General features: G+C 71.5%; 14 protein-coding genes. 9 read left to right on the top strand and 5 right to left on the bottom strand.

Annotated features, from left to right (window positions below; translation table 11 throughout):
* Positions 1-39 precede the first annotated feature (39 nt).
* Together fomD and BU52_RS27550 are read left to right on the top strand one after the other, a co-directional pair.
* The gene (gene fomD, locus BU52_RS27555; protein WP_037939414.1) at positions 40-732 is read left to right on the top strand and encodes a cytidylyl-2-hydroxypropylphosphonate hydrolase; all 693 of its coding nucleotides are present in this window, start codon (positions 40-42) and stop codon (positions 730-732) included.
* A 274-nt stretch (positions 733-1,006) separates the two neighbouring features.
* Positions 1,007-3,154, top strand: coding sequence for a SpoIIE family protein phosphatase (locus tag BU52_RS27550; protein ID WP_037939412.1), 2,148 nt, complete (start codon positions 1,007-1,009; stop codon positions 3,152-3,154).
* 59 nt (positions 3,155-3,213) lie between these two features.
* Here the strand turns inward: BU52_RS27550 and BU52_RS27545 are convergent, their stop codons facing one another.
* The gene (locus tag BU52_RS27545) at positions 3,214-5,502 is read right to left on the bottom strand and encodes a transglycosylase domain-containing protein (protein WP_037939409.1); all 2,289 of its coding nucleotides are present in this window, start codon (positions 5,500-5,502) and stop codon (positions 3,214-3,216) included.
* A 281-nt stretch (positions 5,503-5,783) separates the two neighbouring features.
* Between BU52_RS27545 and BU52_RS27540 the strand changes: the two genes are divergently transcribed.
* From BU52_RS27540 to BU52_RS27520, 5 genes are all read left to right on the top strand, one after another.
* Positions 5,784-6,557, top strand: a complete 774-nt coding sequence (locus BU52_RS27540; protein WP_037939406.1) for an SPFH domain-containing protein — start codon at positions 5,784-5,786, stop codon at positions 6,555-6,557.
* On the top strand, positions 6,554-6,808 hold the full coding sequence (locus BU52_RS27535; protein ID WP_037939404.1) for a hypothetical protein: 255 nt from the start codon (positions 6,554-6,556) through the stop codon (positions 6,806-6,808). The genes BU52_RS27540 and BU52_RS27535 overlap by 4 nt, the downstream gene beginning before the upstream one ends.
* Positions 6,809-6,927: 119 nt before the next feature.
* Positions 6,928-7,452 (top strand): PadR family transcriptional regulator, encoded by a 525-nt coding sequence (locus tag BU52_RS27530; RefSeq protein WP_037939462.1) that lies wholly within the window; start codon positions 6,928-6,930, stop codon positions 7,450-7,452.
* Entirely contained in the window at positions 7,449-8,144 is a 696-nt protein-coding gene (locus tag BU52_RS27525; RefSeq protein ID WP_037939402.1) for an ABC transporter ATP-binding protein, read from the top strand. Before BU52_RS27530 ends, BU52_RS27525 begins: the two co-directional genes overlap by 4 nt.
* Positions 8,141-10,477 (top strand): ABC transporter permease, encoded by a 2,337-nt coding sequence (locus BU52_RS27520; RefSeq protein WP_037939399.1) that lies wholly within the window; start codon positions 8,141-8,143, stop codon positions 10,475-10,477. The genes BU52_RS27525 and BU52_RS27520 overlap by 4 nt, the downstream gene beginning before the upstream one ends.
* Positions 10,478-10,492: 15 nt before the next feature.
* On the opposite strand, the gene BU52_RS27515 is transcribed toward BU52_RS27520, so the two are convergent.
* Positions 10,493-11,437 carry a hydrogen peroxide-inducible genes activator gene (locus tag BU52_RS27515; protein ID WP_078903467.1) on the bottom strand — a complete coding sequence of 315 codons (945 nt, stop codon included), beginning with the start codon at positions 11,435-11,437 and terminating at the stop codon, positions 10,493-10,495.
* Between the two features lie 133 nt (positions 11,438-11,570).
* Here BU52_RS27515 and BU52_RS27510 point away from each other — a divergent pair, with 133 nt between their 5' ends.
* Entirely contained in the window at positions 11,571-12,125 is a 555-nt protein-coding gene (locus BU52_RS27510; RefSeq protein WP_037939395.1) for a peroxiredoxin, read from the top strand.
* Positions 12,126-12,131: 6 nt separating this feature from the next.
* A complete protein-coding gene (locus tag BU52_RS27505) occupies positions 12,132-12,665 on the top strand; it encodes an alkyl hydroperoxide reductase (RefSeq protein ID WP_037939393.1) in 534 nt (177 codons plus the stop codon).
* Between the two features lie 70 nt (positions 12,666-12,735).
* Here the strand turns inward: BU52_RS27505 and BU52_RS27500 are convergent, their stop codons facing one another.
* The 3 genes from BU52_RS27500 to BU52_RS27490 all read right to left on the bottom strand — a co-directional run bounded on the left by BU52_RS27500 (position 12,736) and on the right by BU52_RS27490 (position 16,702).
* Positions 12,736-14,112, bottom strand: a complete 1,377-nt coding sequence (locus tag BU52_RS27500; protein ID WP_037939391.1) for an AI-2E family transporter — start codon at positions 14,110-14,112, stop codon at positions 12,736-12,738.
* A gap of 146 nt (positions 14,113-14,258) precedes the next feature.
* The gene (locus BU52_RS27495; RefSeq protein WP_037939388.1) at positions 14,259-14,957 is read right to left on the bottom strand and encodes an aggregation-promoting factor C-terminal-like domain-containing protein; all 699 of its coding nucleotides are present in this window, start codon (positions 14,955-14,957) and stop codon (positions 14,259-14,261) included.
* A 419-nt stretch (positions 14,958-15,376) separates the two neighbouring features.
* Positions 15,377-16,702, bottom strand: coding sequence for a PhoH family protein (locus BU52_RS27490; protein WP_037939386.1), 1,326 nt, complete (start codon positions 16,700-16,702; stop codon positions 15,377-15,379).
* Positions 16,703-16,921: the final 219 nt, after the last annotated feature.

The following is a 16,921-nucleotide window of genomic DNA, read 5'->3' as shown; positions in this document are numbered from 1 at the left end:
GCCGCGGCGTCGTATGCCCGGGGCACCTAAAATCTGCGCATGGCGGAGGGCGGAGCGACGATGCGCGAGGAAGCGGGCCGGGGCGCCGGCCACTGGACGCCCGGGACGCGGATCCTGTGGCGTTACCGGGAGAACGGCGGCACGCGCATCCACATCGCGCGCCCCGTCACGGTCGTGCGCGACGACCCGGAGCTGCTCGCCGTGTGGATGGCACCCGGGACCGAGTGCGTGAAACCGGTGCTCGCCGACGGCACACCCGTGCACCGCGAGCCGCTCGGCACGCGGTACACCAAGCCGCGCACGGTGCTGCGGGACCGCTGGTTCGGCACCGGTGTGCTGAAGCTGGCCCGGCCCGGCGACCCCTGGTCGGTGTGGCTGTTCTGGGAGCCGGGCTGGCAGTTCAAGAACTGGTACGTGAACCTGGAGGAGCCGCTCGCCCGTTGGGCCGGCGGCGTGGACTCCGAGGACCACTTCCTGGACATCTCCGTGCACCCGGACCGCGCCTGGTACTGGCGTGACGAGGACGAGTTCGCGCAGGCCCAGCGGGACGGGCTGGTGGACCCCGCGCTGGCCGGGAGGGTGCGGGAGGCCGGGCGGGCCGCCGTGGAGGTGATCGACGCCTGGGGGGCGCCGTTCTCGGACGGCTGGGAGAACTGGCGCCCGGATCCGTCCTGGACGGTACCGTCACTGCCACAGGACTGGGACCGCACGGACGCGCATGTGTCCTCGTGAGACCCTTGCTGAGCCCCGGGGCGGGAAACGTAGGATCGTCGTCCGCAAGGGCGCGGGGCAGCAACCACCGGAGCGCGCGCCGGGCTTGACCGAACGTCACCGAGGGGCGGCAGGACGTGAGCGAGGGGTACGGAAACACCAGTAGCGGCCGGGAACGGCCGGCCGGCCGCGCAGCAACAACCTCTGACCACACGCGAAATCCGTTCCGGGGACAGGCATTCCGGGTATCGGAGTTTCGGCGGGACGAACCGCGCGCACGGCGTGCGCCGGACGGATGGACTCGACACGCGTGACGGAGCAGCCGACCTCCTTCGAGCGCCCGCAGCCGGGCGTGGACCCCGCGGATCCCCGCGGGGCGCTCCTGCGTACCCCGTCACCGGCCCGCGTGCCGGGCACCGGGGCCGCCTTACCGGTACAGGGCCGCTGTGGCGATGAGCCGCCCGCGCCCGGGGCCGCGTTCCCGGGATCGCCGGGTGCCGCCTCACCGGACACGGTGACGCCCGGCGGCGCCGGCCAGGACCCGGCGCCCGGACCGGGTGCCGAGCACGCACAGCCGGGCTCCGGGCACGGGGCCGAGCCGGCCACGCACCGGCCGCGGCCCGCGCCGGAGGGCATCCCGGTGCAGCCGGCCGCGGGAGCGGGCGTCCCGGCCCAGGCCCCCGACGGCCAGGAACGCCGCACCGGGCAGGTGACACGGCCCGGGCAGCCGACGCCGATGCGGCGCGACGGCGACCGGCTGCGGTTCGTCGGCGCCGCGACCCGGCGCATCGCCCGCGGCATCGACCTGGACGAGATCGTGATGGGACTGTGCCGGGCCACCGTGCCCACCTTCTCCGACGCGATCCTGGTCTATCTGCGCGATCCGCTGCCGGTCGGCGACGAGCGGCCCACGGGTCCGCTGGTGCTGCGGCTGCGCCGCACCGACCGCATCCCGGCGGAGCGGGACACCGAGGGCGGGTTCGCGCCGGTCGCCCCGCCGGAGCCGTCCGAGCTGGACTCGGTCGGCGAGGAGCTGTGCACGGTGCGGCCGGGCAGCGCGCTCGCCGAGGTGCTGCGCGGCGTGCGGCCGGTGTTCACGGACGCTCCGGCCGCCCGGGCCGCGCTGCCCGAACTCCTCGGCGAGGACGGCGCGTCGGCCGTCCCGGACGGGCAGCGGGCGATCCTCGCACCGCTGCGCGGCCGGCGCCGGGTGATCGGCGCGGCGCTGTTCCTGCGCCGTCCGGAGCGCATCCCCTTCGAGGCCGACGATCTGCTGGTCGCCGCGCAGCTCGCCACGCACAGCGCCCTCGGCATCGACAAGGCGGTGCTGTACGGGCGGGAGGCGTACATCGCGGACGAGCTGCAGCGGACGATGCTGCCGGAGAACCTGCCGCGCTGCACCGGTGTGCGGCTGGCGTCGCGCTATCTGCCGGCCGCGGAGACCGCCCGGGTGGGTGGCGACTGGTACGACGCGATCCCGCTGCCGGGCAGCCGGGTGGCGCTGGTGGTCGGTGACGTGATGGGGCACTCCATGACGTCGGCGGCGATCATGGGCCAGCTGCGCACCACCGCGCAGACCCTGGCCGGTCTCGACCTGCCCCCGCAGGAGGTGCTCCACCACCTCGACGAGCAGGCGCAGCGGCTCGGCGTGGACCGCATGGCGACCTGCCTGTACGCGGTGTACGACCCGGTGTCCCACCGCATCACCATCGCCAACGCCGGCCATCCGCCGCCGATCCTGCTGGAGCTGGGCGGCCGGGCCGAGGTGCTGCGGGTGCCCGCGGGCGCGCCGATCGGCGTGGGCGGGGTGGACTTCGAGGCCGTGGAGCTGGACGCGCCCGCCGGGGCGACGCTGCTGCTGTACACCGACGGCCTGGTGGAGTCCCGGCTGCGGGACGTGTGGACCGGCATCGAGCAGCTGCGCGAGAAGCTCGCCGCGACCGCGCAGCTCACAGGACCGGACCATCCGCCGCCGCTGGAGGCCCTGTGCGACGAGGTCCTCGACATGCTCGGCCCGGGCGACCGGGACGACGACATCGCGCTGCTCGCCGCCCGCTTCGACGGCATCGCCCCCAGCGACGTGGCGTACTGGTTCCTGGAACCGGAGGACGCGGCCCCCGGCCGGGCCCGCCGCCTGGCCCGGCGGGCGCTGTCCCGCTGGGGCATGGAGGAGCTGAGCGACTCGGTGGAGCTGCTGGTCAGCGAGGTGGTGACGAACGCCGTGCGCTATGCGACGCGGCCGGTCACGCTGCGGCTGCTGCGCACCGACGTGCTGCGCTGCGAGGTCGGTGACGACGTGCCGCAACTGCCCCGGATCCGGCAGGCGCGCGCCACGGACGAGGGCGGACGCGGGCTGTACCTGGTGAACCGGCTGGCGCGGCGCTGGGGCGCGACCCGGCTGAGCACCGGCAAGGTGGTGTGGTTCGAGCTGAACCACGGCTGAGCCGCCGTACCACGAGGGGAGGGGCGCCCGGTGCGGTCACCGGGCGCCCCTCGTGCGCTCTACTGGTCCGCGCCGAACTGCGGGTCGTCAGGGTCGCCGGGGATCCCGAAGGTCGGCGAGCCCGACGGCGGCGTGGTCGTCGGCGGCGGTGTCGTGGGCGTCTGGGTGGGCGGCTCGGACGTCGGCGGGGCGGACGAGGTCTCCGGCGGCGCCTCGGTGGTGGGCGCCTCGGTCGTCGGCTCCTGGCTCGGGGTCTGCGAGGGCGTCTGCGTGGCCGACGGCGTCCGGGTGGGCCGGACGGCCGCGCCCTGGTCGGTCTCCAGGTCGAACCTGCTGACCTCGTCCATCACGCCGAAGGTGTACGCCGCCCAGATCTCGGCGGGGAAGCCACCGCCGTTGACGCGGTAGTCGACGCCGCCCGCCCGGTACATCGGGACCTGCCTGCCGTTCTTGGCGTCCTCGCCGAACAGGCCGACCGAGGTGACCAGCTCGGGGGTGAAGCCGGTGAACCAGGCCGACTTGTTGTTGTCGGAGGTACCGGTCTTGCCGGCCACCTGCTGGCCGTCGCGCAGCGGGTTCTCCCGCACGGACCTCCTGGCCGTACCGTCGTCGACCACGCCGGTGAGCACGGAGGTCACCGTGTCGGCGGCGGTGCGGCCGATGACCCGGTCGCCGACCGCCTCGGGGAACTCGACGCTGCGGTCCTTGTGCTCGACCGACTTCACGACGGCCGGGGTGACCTTCTTGCCGTGGTTGGCGAGGGTGGCGTAGACGCCCGCCATCTCCAGCGGGCTCGCGCCCATACTGCCCAGGGTCTGGGCGGGCACGGCCTCCATGCCCTCGGTCTCCATGCCGAGGTCGCCCGCGACCTTCACGACCTCGGGCATGCCGACGTCGATGCCCATCTGGGCGAAGACCGAGTTCACGGACTTGTTCATCGCCTCCTGGACGGTGATGTCTCCGTAGTCGACGTCGTCCTCGTTGGGGGGCGCGAAGCCGACCTTGCTGCCGTTGTCCATGACGGGGCGCCTGCTGGTGCCGTCGTAGAGCGTGCCGGCCCTGATCGGTACCCCGTCCTGGGTCTCGGCGGCCTGGTCGACGGCCGCGGCGAGGATGACCGGCTTGAACGTGGAGGCGGGCTGGTAGTCGTCGCGGGTGGCGTTGTTGCGGAAGTGCTTCACGTAGTCCACGCCGCCGTACATCGCCACCACCGCGCCCGTCCTGGGGTTCACGGAGACGGCACCGGCCTGGACGTCGGCGTCCACGTCGCGCCGGTCCGGGTCGAGCTTGCTGGTCAGCTTGGCCTTGACCGCCTTCTCCAGCGCGGTCTGCTTCTTCTTGTCGATGTTGACCGTGATGGTGTAGCCGCCGAGGTCCAGCAGGGCGTCGGCCTGCTTCAGGTCCTCGGCGATGCCCTGCTCGACGAACTGCCGCTTGACCGCGTTGTTGGCCGCCTCCACCAGGTAACCGGTCTGGCCCTCCATCCCGGGGGCGGCCTTGGGCTCCTTGGGGACGGGGAACGTCATGCCCTGCCGGTCGGCCGCGTCCAGCCACTTCTGCTCGACCATGTTGTCCAGGACGTAGTTCCAGCGCTCCTGGACGAGCTTCTTTCCGGTCTCGCTGGCGGCCGCCCAGTCGTACTGGCTCGGCGCCTGGAGCAGCGCGGCGAGGTAGGCGCCCTGCTCGACCGTCAGGTCCTCGGCGTCGACGCGGTAGTAGGCCTGCGCGGCGGCCTGGATGCCGTACGCGCCGCGGCCGTAGTAGCTGGTGTTGATGTATCCGGCGAGGATGTAGTCCTTGGACTTCTCCCGGTCCAGCTTCAGGGAGATGACCACTTCCTTCATCTTGCGGCTGACGGTCCGTTCCTGCGTCAGGTAGTAGTTCTTGACGTACTGCTGGGTGATCGTCGAGCCGCCCTGGGCGCCCTTGCCGGAGAGCGTGTTGAGCAGGCCGCGCGCGGTGCCCTTGATGTCGACGCCGGAGTCGTTGTAGAAGGTCTTGTTCTCGGCGGCGACGAAGGTGCGCTGGACGTCCTTGGGGACCCTCGCCAGGTCGACGATCTCGCGGTTGAAGCCGCTGCGGGCCATGACCGTGCCGTCGCTGTACTTGTAGACGTTGCCCTGCGACTCGGCGTCGGCGTTGCCCTCGGGTATGTCGATCAGCATGTAGAGCACGATGAAGGCGCCCATGCCGAGCAGGCAGAGGCCGAAGAAGGTGCCGAGGATCTTCTTCCAGGTGAAGAGCCGGCGTATGCCGCTGCGGCCGGTCACGCCCGACGAGCGGTGGCCCGCGGGTGCCGCACGGCGCCCGCCGCGCTGTCGTGCGCGTCTTTCTTCCGCTCGTCCCATACGCCCGTTCCGCTCCGCTTCGTTCATGTGCGCTCGACTGCTGCACAGGTTCGCAGCCCAGGTCAGCTCAGCTCAGCTCAGAAAGCTAACACCGGGAGCTATGACAAAGGACTGCTGATGCGGTCGTTACGGACGTGACAATCAGCACCCGCCCCGAAGGAACCGACGTGCGGGAGGGGCACAAGGTTGCCATGAGCGGGTAATCTGCTATCACTTAGATAGGCAGGCGCCAGCGGCGGGGAACCCGCGCGGACGGCGCGCGGAGAAACGTGGGATCACCCATGTCCACACACGACACGCAGGTCACGGCCGATGTGCCCGAGCTGCCGGCCCCGCGCGTGCGAGAGTTCGCGGCGCACAGCATCGGCGGCGTCCTGGTCGCGCTCGCCGCGTTCCTCGCGATGTGCGGGCTGAACATGGTGGCGCCCGGCGAGGCCCGGATGGTGCAGCTCTTCGGCCGCTACCGGGGCACGATCCGGCAGGACGGACTGCGCTGGGTGAATCCCTTCACCTCGCGCACCAAGATCTCCACACGCGTGCGCAACCACGAGACCGCCGTCCTGAAGGTGAACGACGCCTACGGCAACCCGATCACCCAGACCGAGGCGGCCGTGCGGCACATCGCCATCGAGTACCGCTACGACGCCCATGACGAGGACGGCCTCTCGCTGCGCGGCAACGCCGAGGAGATCACCGAGAAGCTCGCCGTCGAGCGGCACGCGCGCGTGGACGCGGCCGGTGTGCAGATCATCGAGTCCCGCTTCACACACCTCGCGTACGCTCCCGAGATCGCCTCGGCGATGCTCCAGCGGCAGCAGGCCGGCGCGGTGGTGGCGGCGCGGCAGCAGATCGTGGAGGGCGCCGTGGGCATGGTCGAGTCGGCGCTGACCCGGATCGCCATGGGGGCACCTCCCACGCCTTTCGGGCAGTGGGGGAAGGACATCGTGGAGCTGGACCCGGAACGGAAGGCGGCAGTGGTGTCCAACCTGATGGTGGCGCTGTGCGGTGACCGCTCGGCGCAGCCGGTCCTCAACACCGGGACGCTCTACCAGTGACGACTCCGTCCGGGGACCCGGCCCCCCGCGGTCGGCCGCAGCGCAAGCAGGTGCTGCTGCGGCTCGACCCGTCGGTGTACGAGGCGCTGGCGCGCTGGGCGAACGACGAGCTGCGCTCGGCCAACGCGCAGATCGAGTTCCTGCTGCGGCGGGCGCTCGCGGAGGCGGGGCGGCTCCCGGGGGACACCGGGCCCCTGCCCCGCCGCGGGCGTCCGCCCGGGGGCTCTGCACCCAGACCCCCCTCGGCCTGAACCGGCCTCGGTGGCAGAACCGTGACAATCGACCTCCACCTGCGGTGTCGCACGCCCCGCCATGGACTGCACACTCCGCGTATACACGCGGCGTATACACGCTGTGTAGAGTGCTCGGCATGTCCATCGGTCACACCCTCCTGGGGCTCCTGGAGTCCGGCCCGCGTCACGGTTACGACCTGAAGCGGGCCTTCGACGAGAAGTTCGGTCACGACCGGCCGCTGCACTACGGCCAGGTCTACTCGACGATGTCCCGCCTGCTGAAGAACGGGCTCGTCGAAGTCGACGGCATCGAGGCCGGCGGCGGCCCCGAGCGGAAGCGGTACGCGATCACCGAGGCCGGCATCACCGATGTCGAGCGCTGGCTCGCCACGCCGGAGAAGCCGGAGCCGTACCTCCAGTCGACGCTCTACACCAAGGTCGTCCTGGCGCTGCTCACCAGCCGCGACGCCGCCGACATCCTCGACACGCAGCGCTCGGAGCATCTGCGCGGCATGCGGATCCTCACCGACCGCAAGCGCAAGGGCGATCTCGCCGACCAGCTCATCTGCGACCACGCCCTGTTCCACCTCGAGGCCGATCTGCGCTGGCTCGAGCTGACCGCGGCGCGCCTCGACAAGCTCCGTGCGGCGGTGACCCGATGACCGCCCCCGTTCCCCCCGGTTCCCTGCTCACCGCCCGGGACCTGCGCAAGGTCTACGGTCCGACCACCGCGCTCGACGGTGCCGGCTTCTCCATCCACCCCGGCGAGGTCGTCGCCGTGATGGGCCCCTCCGGCTCGGGCAAGTCGACCCTGCTGCACTGCCTCGCCGGAATCGTCACCCCCGACTCCGGCTCGATCACCTACGACGGGCGCGAGGTGACCGCCATGAGCGACGCCGAGCGCAGCGCGCTCCGGCGCTCGGAGTTCGGCTTCGTCTTCCAGTTCGGGCAGCTCGTTCCGGAGCTCACCTGCGTGGAGAACGTCGCCCTGCCGCTGCGGCTGAACGGCACGCCACGCAAGGAGGCCGAGCGGGCCGCGTCGACCTGGATGGAACGCCTCGAGGTCGACGACGTCCGCAAGAAGCGGCCCGGCGAGGTCTCCGGCGGTCAGGGCCAGCGGGTCGCCGTGGCCCGCGCGCTGGTCACCAACCCGCGGGTGATCTTCGCCGACGAGCCGACCGGCGCGCTGGACTCCCTCAACGGCGAGCGCGTCATGGAGCTGCTCACCGAGGCCGCCCGGTCCGCCAACGCCGCCGTCGTCCTCGTCACCCACGAGGCGCGGGTGGCCGCGTACTCCGACCGCGAGATCGTGGTGCGCGACGGCAGGTCCCGGGACATGGAGCGCGTCGTATGAGTGCGCGTCAGTGGGGGCGCGACCTCGGCATGGGCATGCGGTTCGCCTTCGCCGGCGGACGCGAGGGGTGGATCCGGGCACTGCTCACCGCCGTCGGTGTCGGGCTGGGAGTGGCGCTGCTGCTGCTCACCACCGCCCTGCCCGGCGCCCTGGCGGAGCGGCACCGGCGGGAGGAGGCGCGCCTGGACTACACCTTCGGCGAGCCGGTCGAGCACAGGGCCGACAACACCCTCGTCATCGCCAGGACCGACACCGGGTTCGGCGACCGGGACGTCCGCGGCCGGCTGGTGGAGGCGGAGGGCGCGAAGGCCCCGCTGCCGCCGGGTCTGCGGGAGTTCCCGGCGGCGGGCGACATGGTGGTCTCCCCCGCGCTGCGGGAACTGCTCGACTCCGAAGGCGGCACGCTGCTGCGGGAGCGGCTGCCCTACGACATCGTGGGGACGATCGGCGAGCAGGGGCTCATCGGTTCGCAGGAGCTCGCCTACTACGCGGGCGGCAAGGACCTGGCGGAGCGGGTCGGCAACGCGGCGGCGGAGCGCATCGACTCCTTCGGCAACCCGGATCCCACGGAGGAGAAGACCGATCCGGTCCTCGTCCTGCTGGTCCTGGTCGTCTTCGTGGTGCTGCTGATGCCGGTCGCCGTGTTCATCGCCGCGGCCGTGCGGTTCGGCGGCGAACGGCGCGACCGCAGGCTGGCCGCGCTGCGGCTGGTCGGCTCCGACGGCGGCATGACCCGGCGGATCGCCGCGGGCGAGGCACTCGGCGGGGCGCTGCTGGGTCTGGTGTTCGGCACCGGGTTCTTCCTGGCGGGACGCGAACTCGCCGCTTCCTTCGAGGTGTTCGACGTCAGTGTCTTCCCGAGCTATCTCAACCCCTCGCCGCTGCTGGCGCTGCTGGTCGCGGTGGCGGTGCCGGCGGCCGCGGTGCTGGTGACCCTGTTCGCGCTGCGCGGGGTGGTCATCGAACCGCTCGGCGTGGTGCGCACGGCACGGCCCGCCCGCCGCCGGCTGTGGTGGCGGCTGCTGCTGCCGCTGGCCGGGATCGTCATGCTGGCCCCCATGCTCGGCCAGGGCCGGGAGAACGGGGAGTTCAACGGGTATCTGGTCACCGGCGGTGTCATCTGCCTGCTCGTCGGGGTCACGGCGCTGCTCCCCTGGGTCGTGGAGACGGTCGTCGCCCGGCTCGGCTCGGGCAGCGTGTCCTGGCAGCTGGCGGTACGCCGCCTGCAGCTGAGCAGCGGTGCGGCGGCCCGCATGGTCAACGGCATCGCGGTGGCCGTGGCCGGCGCGATCGCGCTGCAGATGCTGTTCGCCGGGGTCGAGGGCGACTACACCACGGACACGGGCCTGGACGTGTCGCGGGCGCAGATGCAGGTACGGGTGCCGGACGGCACGGAACTCGCCGCGGCCACCGCGAAGCTCGAGGGGACCAAGGGCGTCCGTAAGGTCCGCGCACTGTCCGAGGGGTACCTCGGCGACCGGCCCTGGCGGAAGAACCCGGAGCGCTCCGCCGAACTGACCATCGGCGACTGCGCGGCCCTGCGCGAGGTGGCGAGGTTCCCCTCCTGCGAGGACGGCGACGTGTTCTCGCTCCGGGGCGGCGAGTACGACACCGACACCCCGTCGCTGAGCAGGCCCGGCCAGAAGCTGTACCTGGAGCAGGGCACCGTCGACGGCAAGGCGGAGGACGTCGTCTGGACCCTCCCGAAGACACTGAAGGAGGCCGAATCCGTCGAGGACCCGACCGGGACGAAGCGCGGCGGCTTCCTGATGACACCGGGCGCGGTGCCCGCGGACGTGGCGAAGTCGGTCCGGGGCGAGCTGTACCTGTCGGTCGACGACTCGGTGCCGTACGCCCGCGAGTACGTGCGCAACGCGGCGGCCGCGATCGACCCGCTGGCCGCGCCGATGACCTGGTCCGCCACCGAGCGCACCGATCGCTTCGACGCCATCCGCACGGGTCTGTTCGTCGGGGCCACCGCCGTCCTGGTGCTGATCGGGGCGAGTCTGCTGGTCTCCCAGCTCGAACAGTTGCGGGAGCGCCGGAAGCTGCTGTCGGCCCTGGTCGCCTTCGGTACCCGGCGGCGCACGCTGAGCCTGTCCGTGCTGTGGCAGACGGCGATCCCGATCGGTCTGGGCCTGCTGCTGGCCTCGGTGGTGGGCGTGTCCCTGGGCGCGGTCCTGCTGAAGATGACCGCGACACCGGTCGGTGTCGACTGGCCGAGCGTGCTGCGGATGACCGGCATGGGCGCGGGCGTGGTCCTCGTGGTGACCCTGCTCAGCCTGCCCCCGCTGGTGCGCATGATGCGCCCGGACGGGCTGCGCACCGAGTAGGGCCGGCGGGGGCGCTCAGCTCCCCAGTATGCGCACCGGCAGGCCGCGCATCGCCTCGCGCAGGGCCACCGCCAGCTGCTCGTACTCCGCCGCCCTCGCCGTGCCCGTGCGCATGGCGAGGGCGATGCGGCGGGCGGGGGCCGGGTCGGTGAAGCGGCCGGTGAGCAGGCGGCCGGCGCGGGTGGTCTCGACGTCGACGGCGGTGCGCGGCAGCAGCGTCACCCCGAGGCCGCCCGCCACCAGCTGCACCAGCGTGGACAGTCCGGCCGCCGTGGTGGTCGCCGGGACCCCGGCGCGGCCGGCCTCGCGGCAGATCTCCAGGGCCTGGTCACGCAGGCAGTGCCCCTCGTCGAGCAGGAGCAGGTTCAGCTCGCGCAGCACCTCGCGGGGTATGCCCTGCCGGCCGCCGAGCCGGTGGCCGAGCGGGGTGACCAGGACGAAGTCCTCGTCGAACAGGGGAAGTTCGGTCACCCCCGGTACCCCGAGGGGCACGGCGAGCAGCAGCAGGTCGAGCCGTCCGCCGGCCAGGCCCTCCAGCAGGTTCGCCGTCTGCTCCTCGTGCACCTGCAGGTCGAGGGCCGGGTAGCGCTCGTGGACCAGCCGCAGGACGGTCGGCAGCAGGTAGGGGGCCACGGTCGGGATGACGCCGAGGCGCAGCGCCCCGGTGAACGGCGCCCGCAGCGCGTCCGCCTCCTCCATCAGCGCACCGACCTCGGCGAGTACGGCCTTGGCGCGGACGGCGAGCCGCGCACCGGCCGGTGAGAGCAGCACCTTGCGCGTCGTACGCTCCACCAGGGTGACACCGAGTGTCTCCTCCAGCGCCGACACGGCCCCCGAGAGGGCCGGCTGGCTCATCCCCATGGCCGCCGCGGCGTCCCGGAAGTGCAGGTGCTCGGCCACCGCGGCGAACGCCCGGAGTTGCGCGAGGCTGGGCTGCCTGCGCCTATTACCCACAGTCACTAATAGGTCCCTCCGATCAACACGACCGAGTGTAGCTATTTCACTAATCAATGCACCCTGTGCCAACATCAATAAGGTCCAACCCATGGGAAATGCCCACACAATGGGTGTTTCTTCGCTGCAAGGAGAGTCTGTGCTCACTGTCGGTGACAAGTTCCCCGAGTTCGAACTGACCGCCTGCGTCTCGCTGGAGAAGGGCAAGGAGTTCGAGACGATCGACCACAAGACCTACGAGGGCAAGTGGAAGATCGTGTTCGCATGGCCCAAGGACTTCACCTTCGTGTGCCCGACCGAGATCGCGGCCTTCGGCAAGCTGAACGACGAGTTCGCCGACCGCGACGCCCAGGTCCTCGGTTTCTCCGGTGACTCCGAGTTCGTCCACCACGCCTGGCGCAAGGACCACGACGACCTGCGTGACCTGCCGTTCCCGATGATGGCGGACTCCAAGCACGAGCTCATGCGCGAGCTCGGCATCGAGGGCGAGGACGGCTTCGCCAAGCGCGCCGTGTTCATCGTGGACCAGAACAACGAGATCCAGTTCACCATGGTGACCGCCGGCTCCGTCGGCCGTAACCCCAAGGAGGTCCTCCGCGTTCTGGACGCCCTGCAGACCGACGAGCTCTGCCCGTGCAACTGGAGCAAGGGCGACGAGACCCTGGACCCGGTCGCGCTGCTGGCCGGGGAGTGACCTGACATGTCGCTCGACTCCCTGAAGTCCCGGATACCGGACTACGCCAAGGACCTGAAGCTCAACCTGGGCTCGGTCATCGGCAACTCCGACCTGCCGGCCCAGCAGCTGTGGGGCACGGTGCTGTCGACGGCCATCGCCTCGCGCTCGGCGACCGTGCTGCGCGAGCTGGAGCCGGAGGCGAAGGCGAACCTGTCGCCGGAGGCGTACACGGCCGCCAAGGCCGCCGCCGCGGTGATGGCGATGAACAACGTCTTCTACCGCACCCGCCACCTGCTGTCGGACCACGAGTACGGCAACCTGCGCGCCGGTCTGCGGATGAACGTCATCGGCAACCCCGGCGTCGACAAGGTCGACTTCGAGTTCTGGTCCTTCGCGGTCTCCGCGATCAACGGCTGCGGCATGTGCCTCGACTCCCACGAGCAGGTACTGCGCAAGGCCGGCGTGGAGCGCGAGGCCGTCCAGGAGGCCTTCAAGATCGCCGCGGTGGTCCAGGCGGTCGCCGCCACGCTCGACGCGGAGGCGGCCCTCGCGGAGTGACACCGCGCGCCCCGTCACGCACCACGGGCCCGTCCACCTCGACCGGTGGGCGGGCCCGCTGCCGTACGGGCTACTGCTCGCGCGGGGGCCCGGGGCGTTTGCCCTCCTCCGGCGCCGCCTGTTCGGCGGGCGCGGGGAGCGGGGCGTCCGGCGCGGACAGGGCCGTGGCACCCCGGGGCCGCGGGGAATGGCGTACGGCCGTCTCGTGGGCGTACGCGCGCAGATAGCCGACGACGGTGTTGGTGACCGCGACGAGCGGTACGGCGACCACCGCGCCGCCGATGCCGGCCACCATGCCGCCCGAGGCGACGGCCAGCACCACCGCGAGCGGATGGACCCGCACCGCCCGGCCCAGGATGAACGGCTGGAGGATGTGCCCCTCGATCTGCTGCACCGCCAGCACCACCACCAGCACCATGACGCCCGTGAACACGCCCTGCGTGACCAGCCCGACGACCACCGCCAGCGCTCCCGACACCACGGCGCCCACGAGCGGGATGAACGAGAACAGGAAGATGAAGACGGCGAGCGGCACCGCCATCGGCACGTCGAGGAAGTAGATGCCGAGGCCGATGAAGATGGCGTCGATCAGGGCCACCACCACCGTGCCGCGCACGTACGCCGTCAGCGTCCGCCACGCGGCCGGCCCGGCACCGGCGACACCCGGACGGGCCGCGGCCGGGACGAGCCTGAGCGTCCACTGCCAGATCCGCTTGCCGTCGTAGAGCAGGAACAGCGTCGAGAAGACGGCGAGCAGTATGCCGGTGAGCGCCTCGACGACGACCGTGACGCCCTCCAGGCCCGCCGAGGTGATCTGCTCGGTGTTGGCGCCGACCGCCTCCCGCAGGTTCGCGGCGATCTCGTTGATCTGCTTGTCGGTGACGTGGAAGGGGCTGTTGAGCAGCCAGTTGCGCAGTTCGTCGATGCCGTCCTGGATCTGGCTGGAGAGGTTGTCGATGTTCTCCATGATCTGCCAGGTCACGAACCAGCCTATGAGGCCGATCACGACGAACCCGAACAACGCCGTCAGCGCCGTGGCCGGGCCACGCGGCACGCCGATCCGCCGCAGCCGCGCCACCGTCGGCTGGAGCAGCGCGGTGATCAGCAGCGAGGCCACGAAGGCCAGCACCACGAGCTGTACCGCACTGATGACCCGCATGAGCACCCAGACCGTGCCGGCCAGCACCAGCAGCCGCCAGCCGGCCTCGGCGGCGACCCGCACCCCCCAGGGCACTGCCTGCGCCGGGTCCGGGCGGACGAAGACGGCCCCGGAGGCGGTGTACTCGGCCGGCGCCACCAGGTCGGGGCGCTCGGCGGCCTCCCGCCCGGTGTCCTCGTCGTCGGGCCGGCTCTCCCCCGTCACCTCGGCGCGGCGTTCCTCCAGCCGCTTGCTGACCTCGGTCAGTCGGGCTCCGGCACGGCCGAGCCACCCTGGCACTCGCGACATGATCCGTCCTCTTCCCCCGTTTCTCCCCACCACTCCCCCTGGAGTCGTCGCTCAGACCGTACAGGGCGACAGCCCCGCACCGTAGGACGGTGCGGGGCTGTGCCGGGGTTGAGCGGGGGCCGGGGGTGGAGGGCACCCCGGTGCCTCTAGTACCAGTGGTTGGCCTGCCAGAAGTTCCAGGCGCCGCAGGGGCTGCCGTAGCGGCCGTCCATGTAGCCGAGGCCCCACTTGATCTGGGTGGCCGGGTTCGTCATCCAGTCGGCGCCGGCGGAGGCCATCTTGGACCCCGGGAGGGCCTGCACCAGGCCGTAGGCGTCGGAGGTGGGGTTGTCGGCCCGGTAGTTCCAGCTCGACTCGCGCTCCACGATGTTGCTGAAGCACTGGAACTGGTCCGCGGGGACGATCTGCCGGGCCATCGCCTGGACCTCGGCGACGGTGTAGGACGCCTGGACGGCGAAGGTGGACGCGTCGCGGACCTCGGAACGGCTGGCGGCGGCCTTGGCCTCCGCGCGCTCCTTGGCCTCCCGCTCCGCCTTCTCGGCCGCCTCCTTCTTCTTGGCGACCGCGGTCTCGGCGGCGGCCTTGCGGGCGGCCTCCTCCGCGTCCTTCTTGGCGCTCGCGTCCGCCGCGATGGCCATGGTTTCGGCCTGCTGCGTCAGGGACGCGGTCTGCACCTGGGCCTGCTGGCCCGCGGGGATGTCCGCGAGCAGCGTGGTGCCGCTTGCCGTCGCTTCGACGTCGTTGTTCTGCGCGGTGCTGCCCGAGGCAACACCGACGACGCTTCCGACAGCGGTGACCGCCGTGGCCGAGGCCACTGCGAATCCCCGGACCGAGATCCGGCTCACACGGTTTCCTTCCAGCATCATCCGCTTCGGTGACCCTCGCGGACGCAATCGTGCCCCTGGCACTGTCCTCCCCAACTACGGGTCACGGGAGGCACGGGCCCGGTGGGCAACTCCCACGAGGGGAGCGCCGCGTGATGCTCGGGCGGCATACGACGACGCTATGGAGTTGGAACGGAGTCCTGCTGTGGCGCCGTACCGCTGGGGGTACAGCTGTGTCGTATGCGGGGCCTGACAGGAGTGAGACTCTGCCGTAACCCGACGGGGCAAGGCAATTCTCCGTTGCGTGTGAAAGCTCACATCCCGTTTGGCCCTGGGGATATTCGGAAATCCGCACACGCGTCGGCGCCGCCCGGCTAGGCTCTTCGCCTTTCCGGACGGCGCCAATTACCGCGTAACCGCCTCTGCTTGGAGAACGAGGGTCAGATCTGCCCGTCTTCGAGCATTTCGGTCACAAGGGCGGCGATCCGGGACCTCTCGGAACGCGTCAGTGTGACGTGCGCGAACAGCGGATGCCCCTTCAGTTTCTCGACGACGGCGACCACGCCGTCGTACCGCCCGACCCGCAGATTGTCCCGCTGGGCGACATCGTGGGTCAGAACGACCCGCGAATTGGCCCCGATGCGGGACAGAACGGTCAGCAGGACGTTCCGTTCCAGCGACTGCGCCTCGTCGACGATCACGAACGCGTCGTGCAGCGAGCGGCCCCGGATGTGGGTGAGCGGCAGAACCTCCAGCATGCCGCGCGCGGTGACCTCCTCGATGACCTCCCGGCTGGTGACCGCCGACAGCGTGTCGAACACCGCCTGCGCCCAGGGGCTCATCTTCTCCGCCTCGGAACCGGGCAGATAGCCGAGCTCCTGCCCGCCCACCGCGTACAGCGGACGGAAGACCATCACCTTCTGGTGCTGCCGGCGCTCCAGGACCGCCTCGAGGCCCGCGCACAGCGCCAGCGCCGACTTGCCGGTGCCCGCCCGGCCGCCCATGGACACGATCCCGACGTCCGGGTCCAGCAGCAGGTCGAGCGCGATCCGCTGCTCGGCGCTGCGGCCCTTGACGCCGAACGCCTCCCGGTCGCCGCGCACCAGCCGGACGTTGCCGTCGGCGGTGACCCGCCCGAGCGCCTTGCCGCGCTCGGACTGGATGGTCAGACCGGTGTGCACCGGGAGACCGGCCGCTTCGGGCACGTACACGCGCCCTTCCTCGAAGAGGATGTCCACCTGCTCGCCGGGCAGGGTCAGTTCGGACATTCCGGTCCAGCCGGAGGAGTCCGTGATGGCGAGCTCCGCGCGGTACTCCTCGGCGAGGAGACCGACGGAGGACGCCTTGATCCTGAGCGGGAGGTCCTTCGACACGACGGTGACGTCGAACCCCTCGGCCTGCAGGTTGCGGGCGACCGCGAGGATGCGGGAGTCGTTGTCCCCCAGGCGGTAGCCGCTGGGCAGCACGCTGGGGTCCGAGTGGTTGAGCTCGACCCGCAGGGTTCCGCCGAGGTCCCCGGTCGGAATGGGGGCGTCGAGGCGGCCGTACCGCACCCGGTAGTCGTCCAGCAGACGGAGTGCCTGCCGGGCGAAGTAGCCGAGTTCGGGATGGTTCCGCTTGGCCTCCAGTTCCGTCACCACGACGACGGGGAGCACGACCTCGTGCTCGTCGAAGCGGCTCGGGGCCTTGGGGTCGGCCAGCAGGACGCTGGTGTCGAGAACATAGGTGCGCCGGTCTGGCTTGTGGCGCTTTGCGCTGGTCACCACGGAAGGACGTACCCCCTCGGATGAGGTCGGGGAGCGACGGAGCGGAGCTGGACCGGTCGACGGCCCCCGTGCACGGCGGGCCGGGAACCGGCCCTCCGCTGCTTCGTCCGTGCCGTGACCGCACGGTCGGGCTGCTGCAACAGGGCCTCCCGGGCGGACGGCTTCCGTGCCGCCCGCTGAGATCCGACACCCGTGGTTCGGGTGTCGACCTGCCTGGCT

Origin of the sequence: Streptomyces toyocaensis (genome assembly GCF_000725125.1) — a bacterium.
GTDB lineage: Bacteria > Actinomycetota > Actinomycetes > Streptomycetales > Streptomycetaceae > Streptomyces > Streptomyces toyocaensis.
Note: the sequence above shows the minus strand (reverse complement) of the source record. Positions and strands in the feature narration are given on the sequence as shown.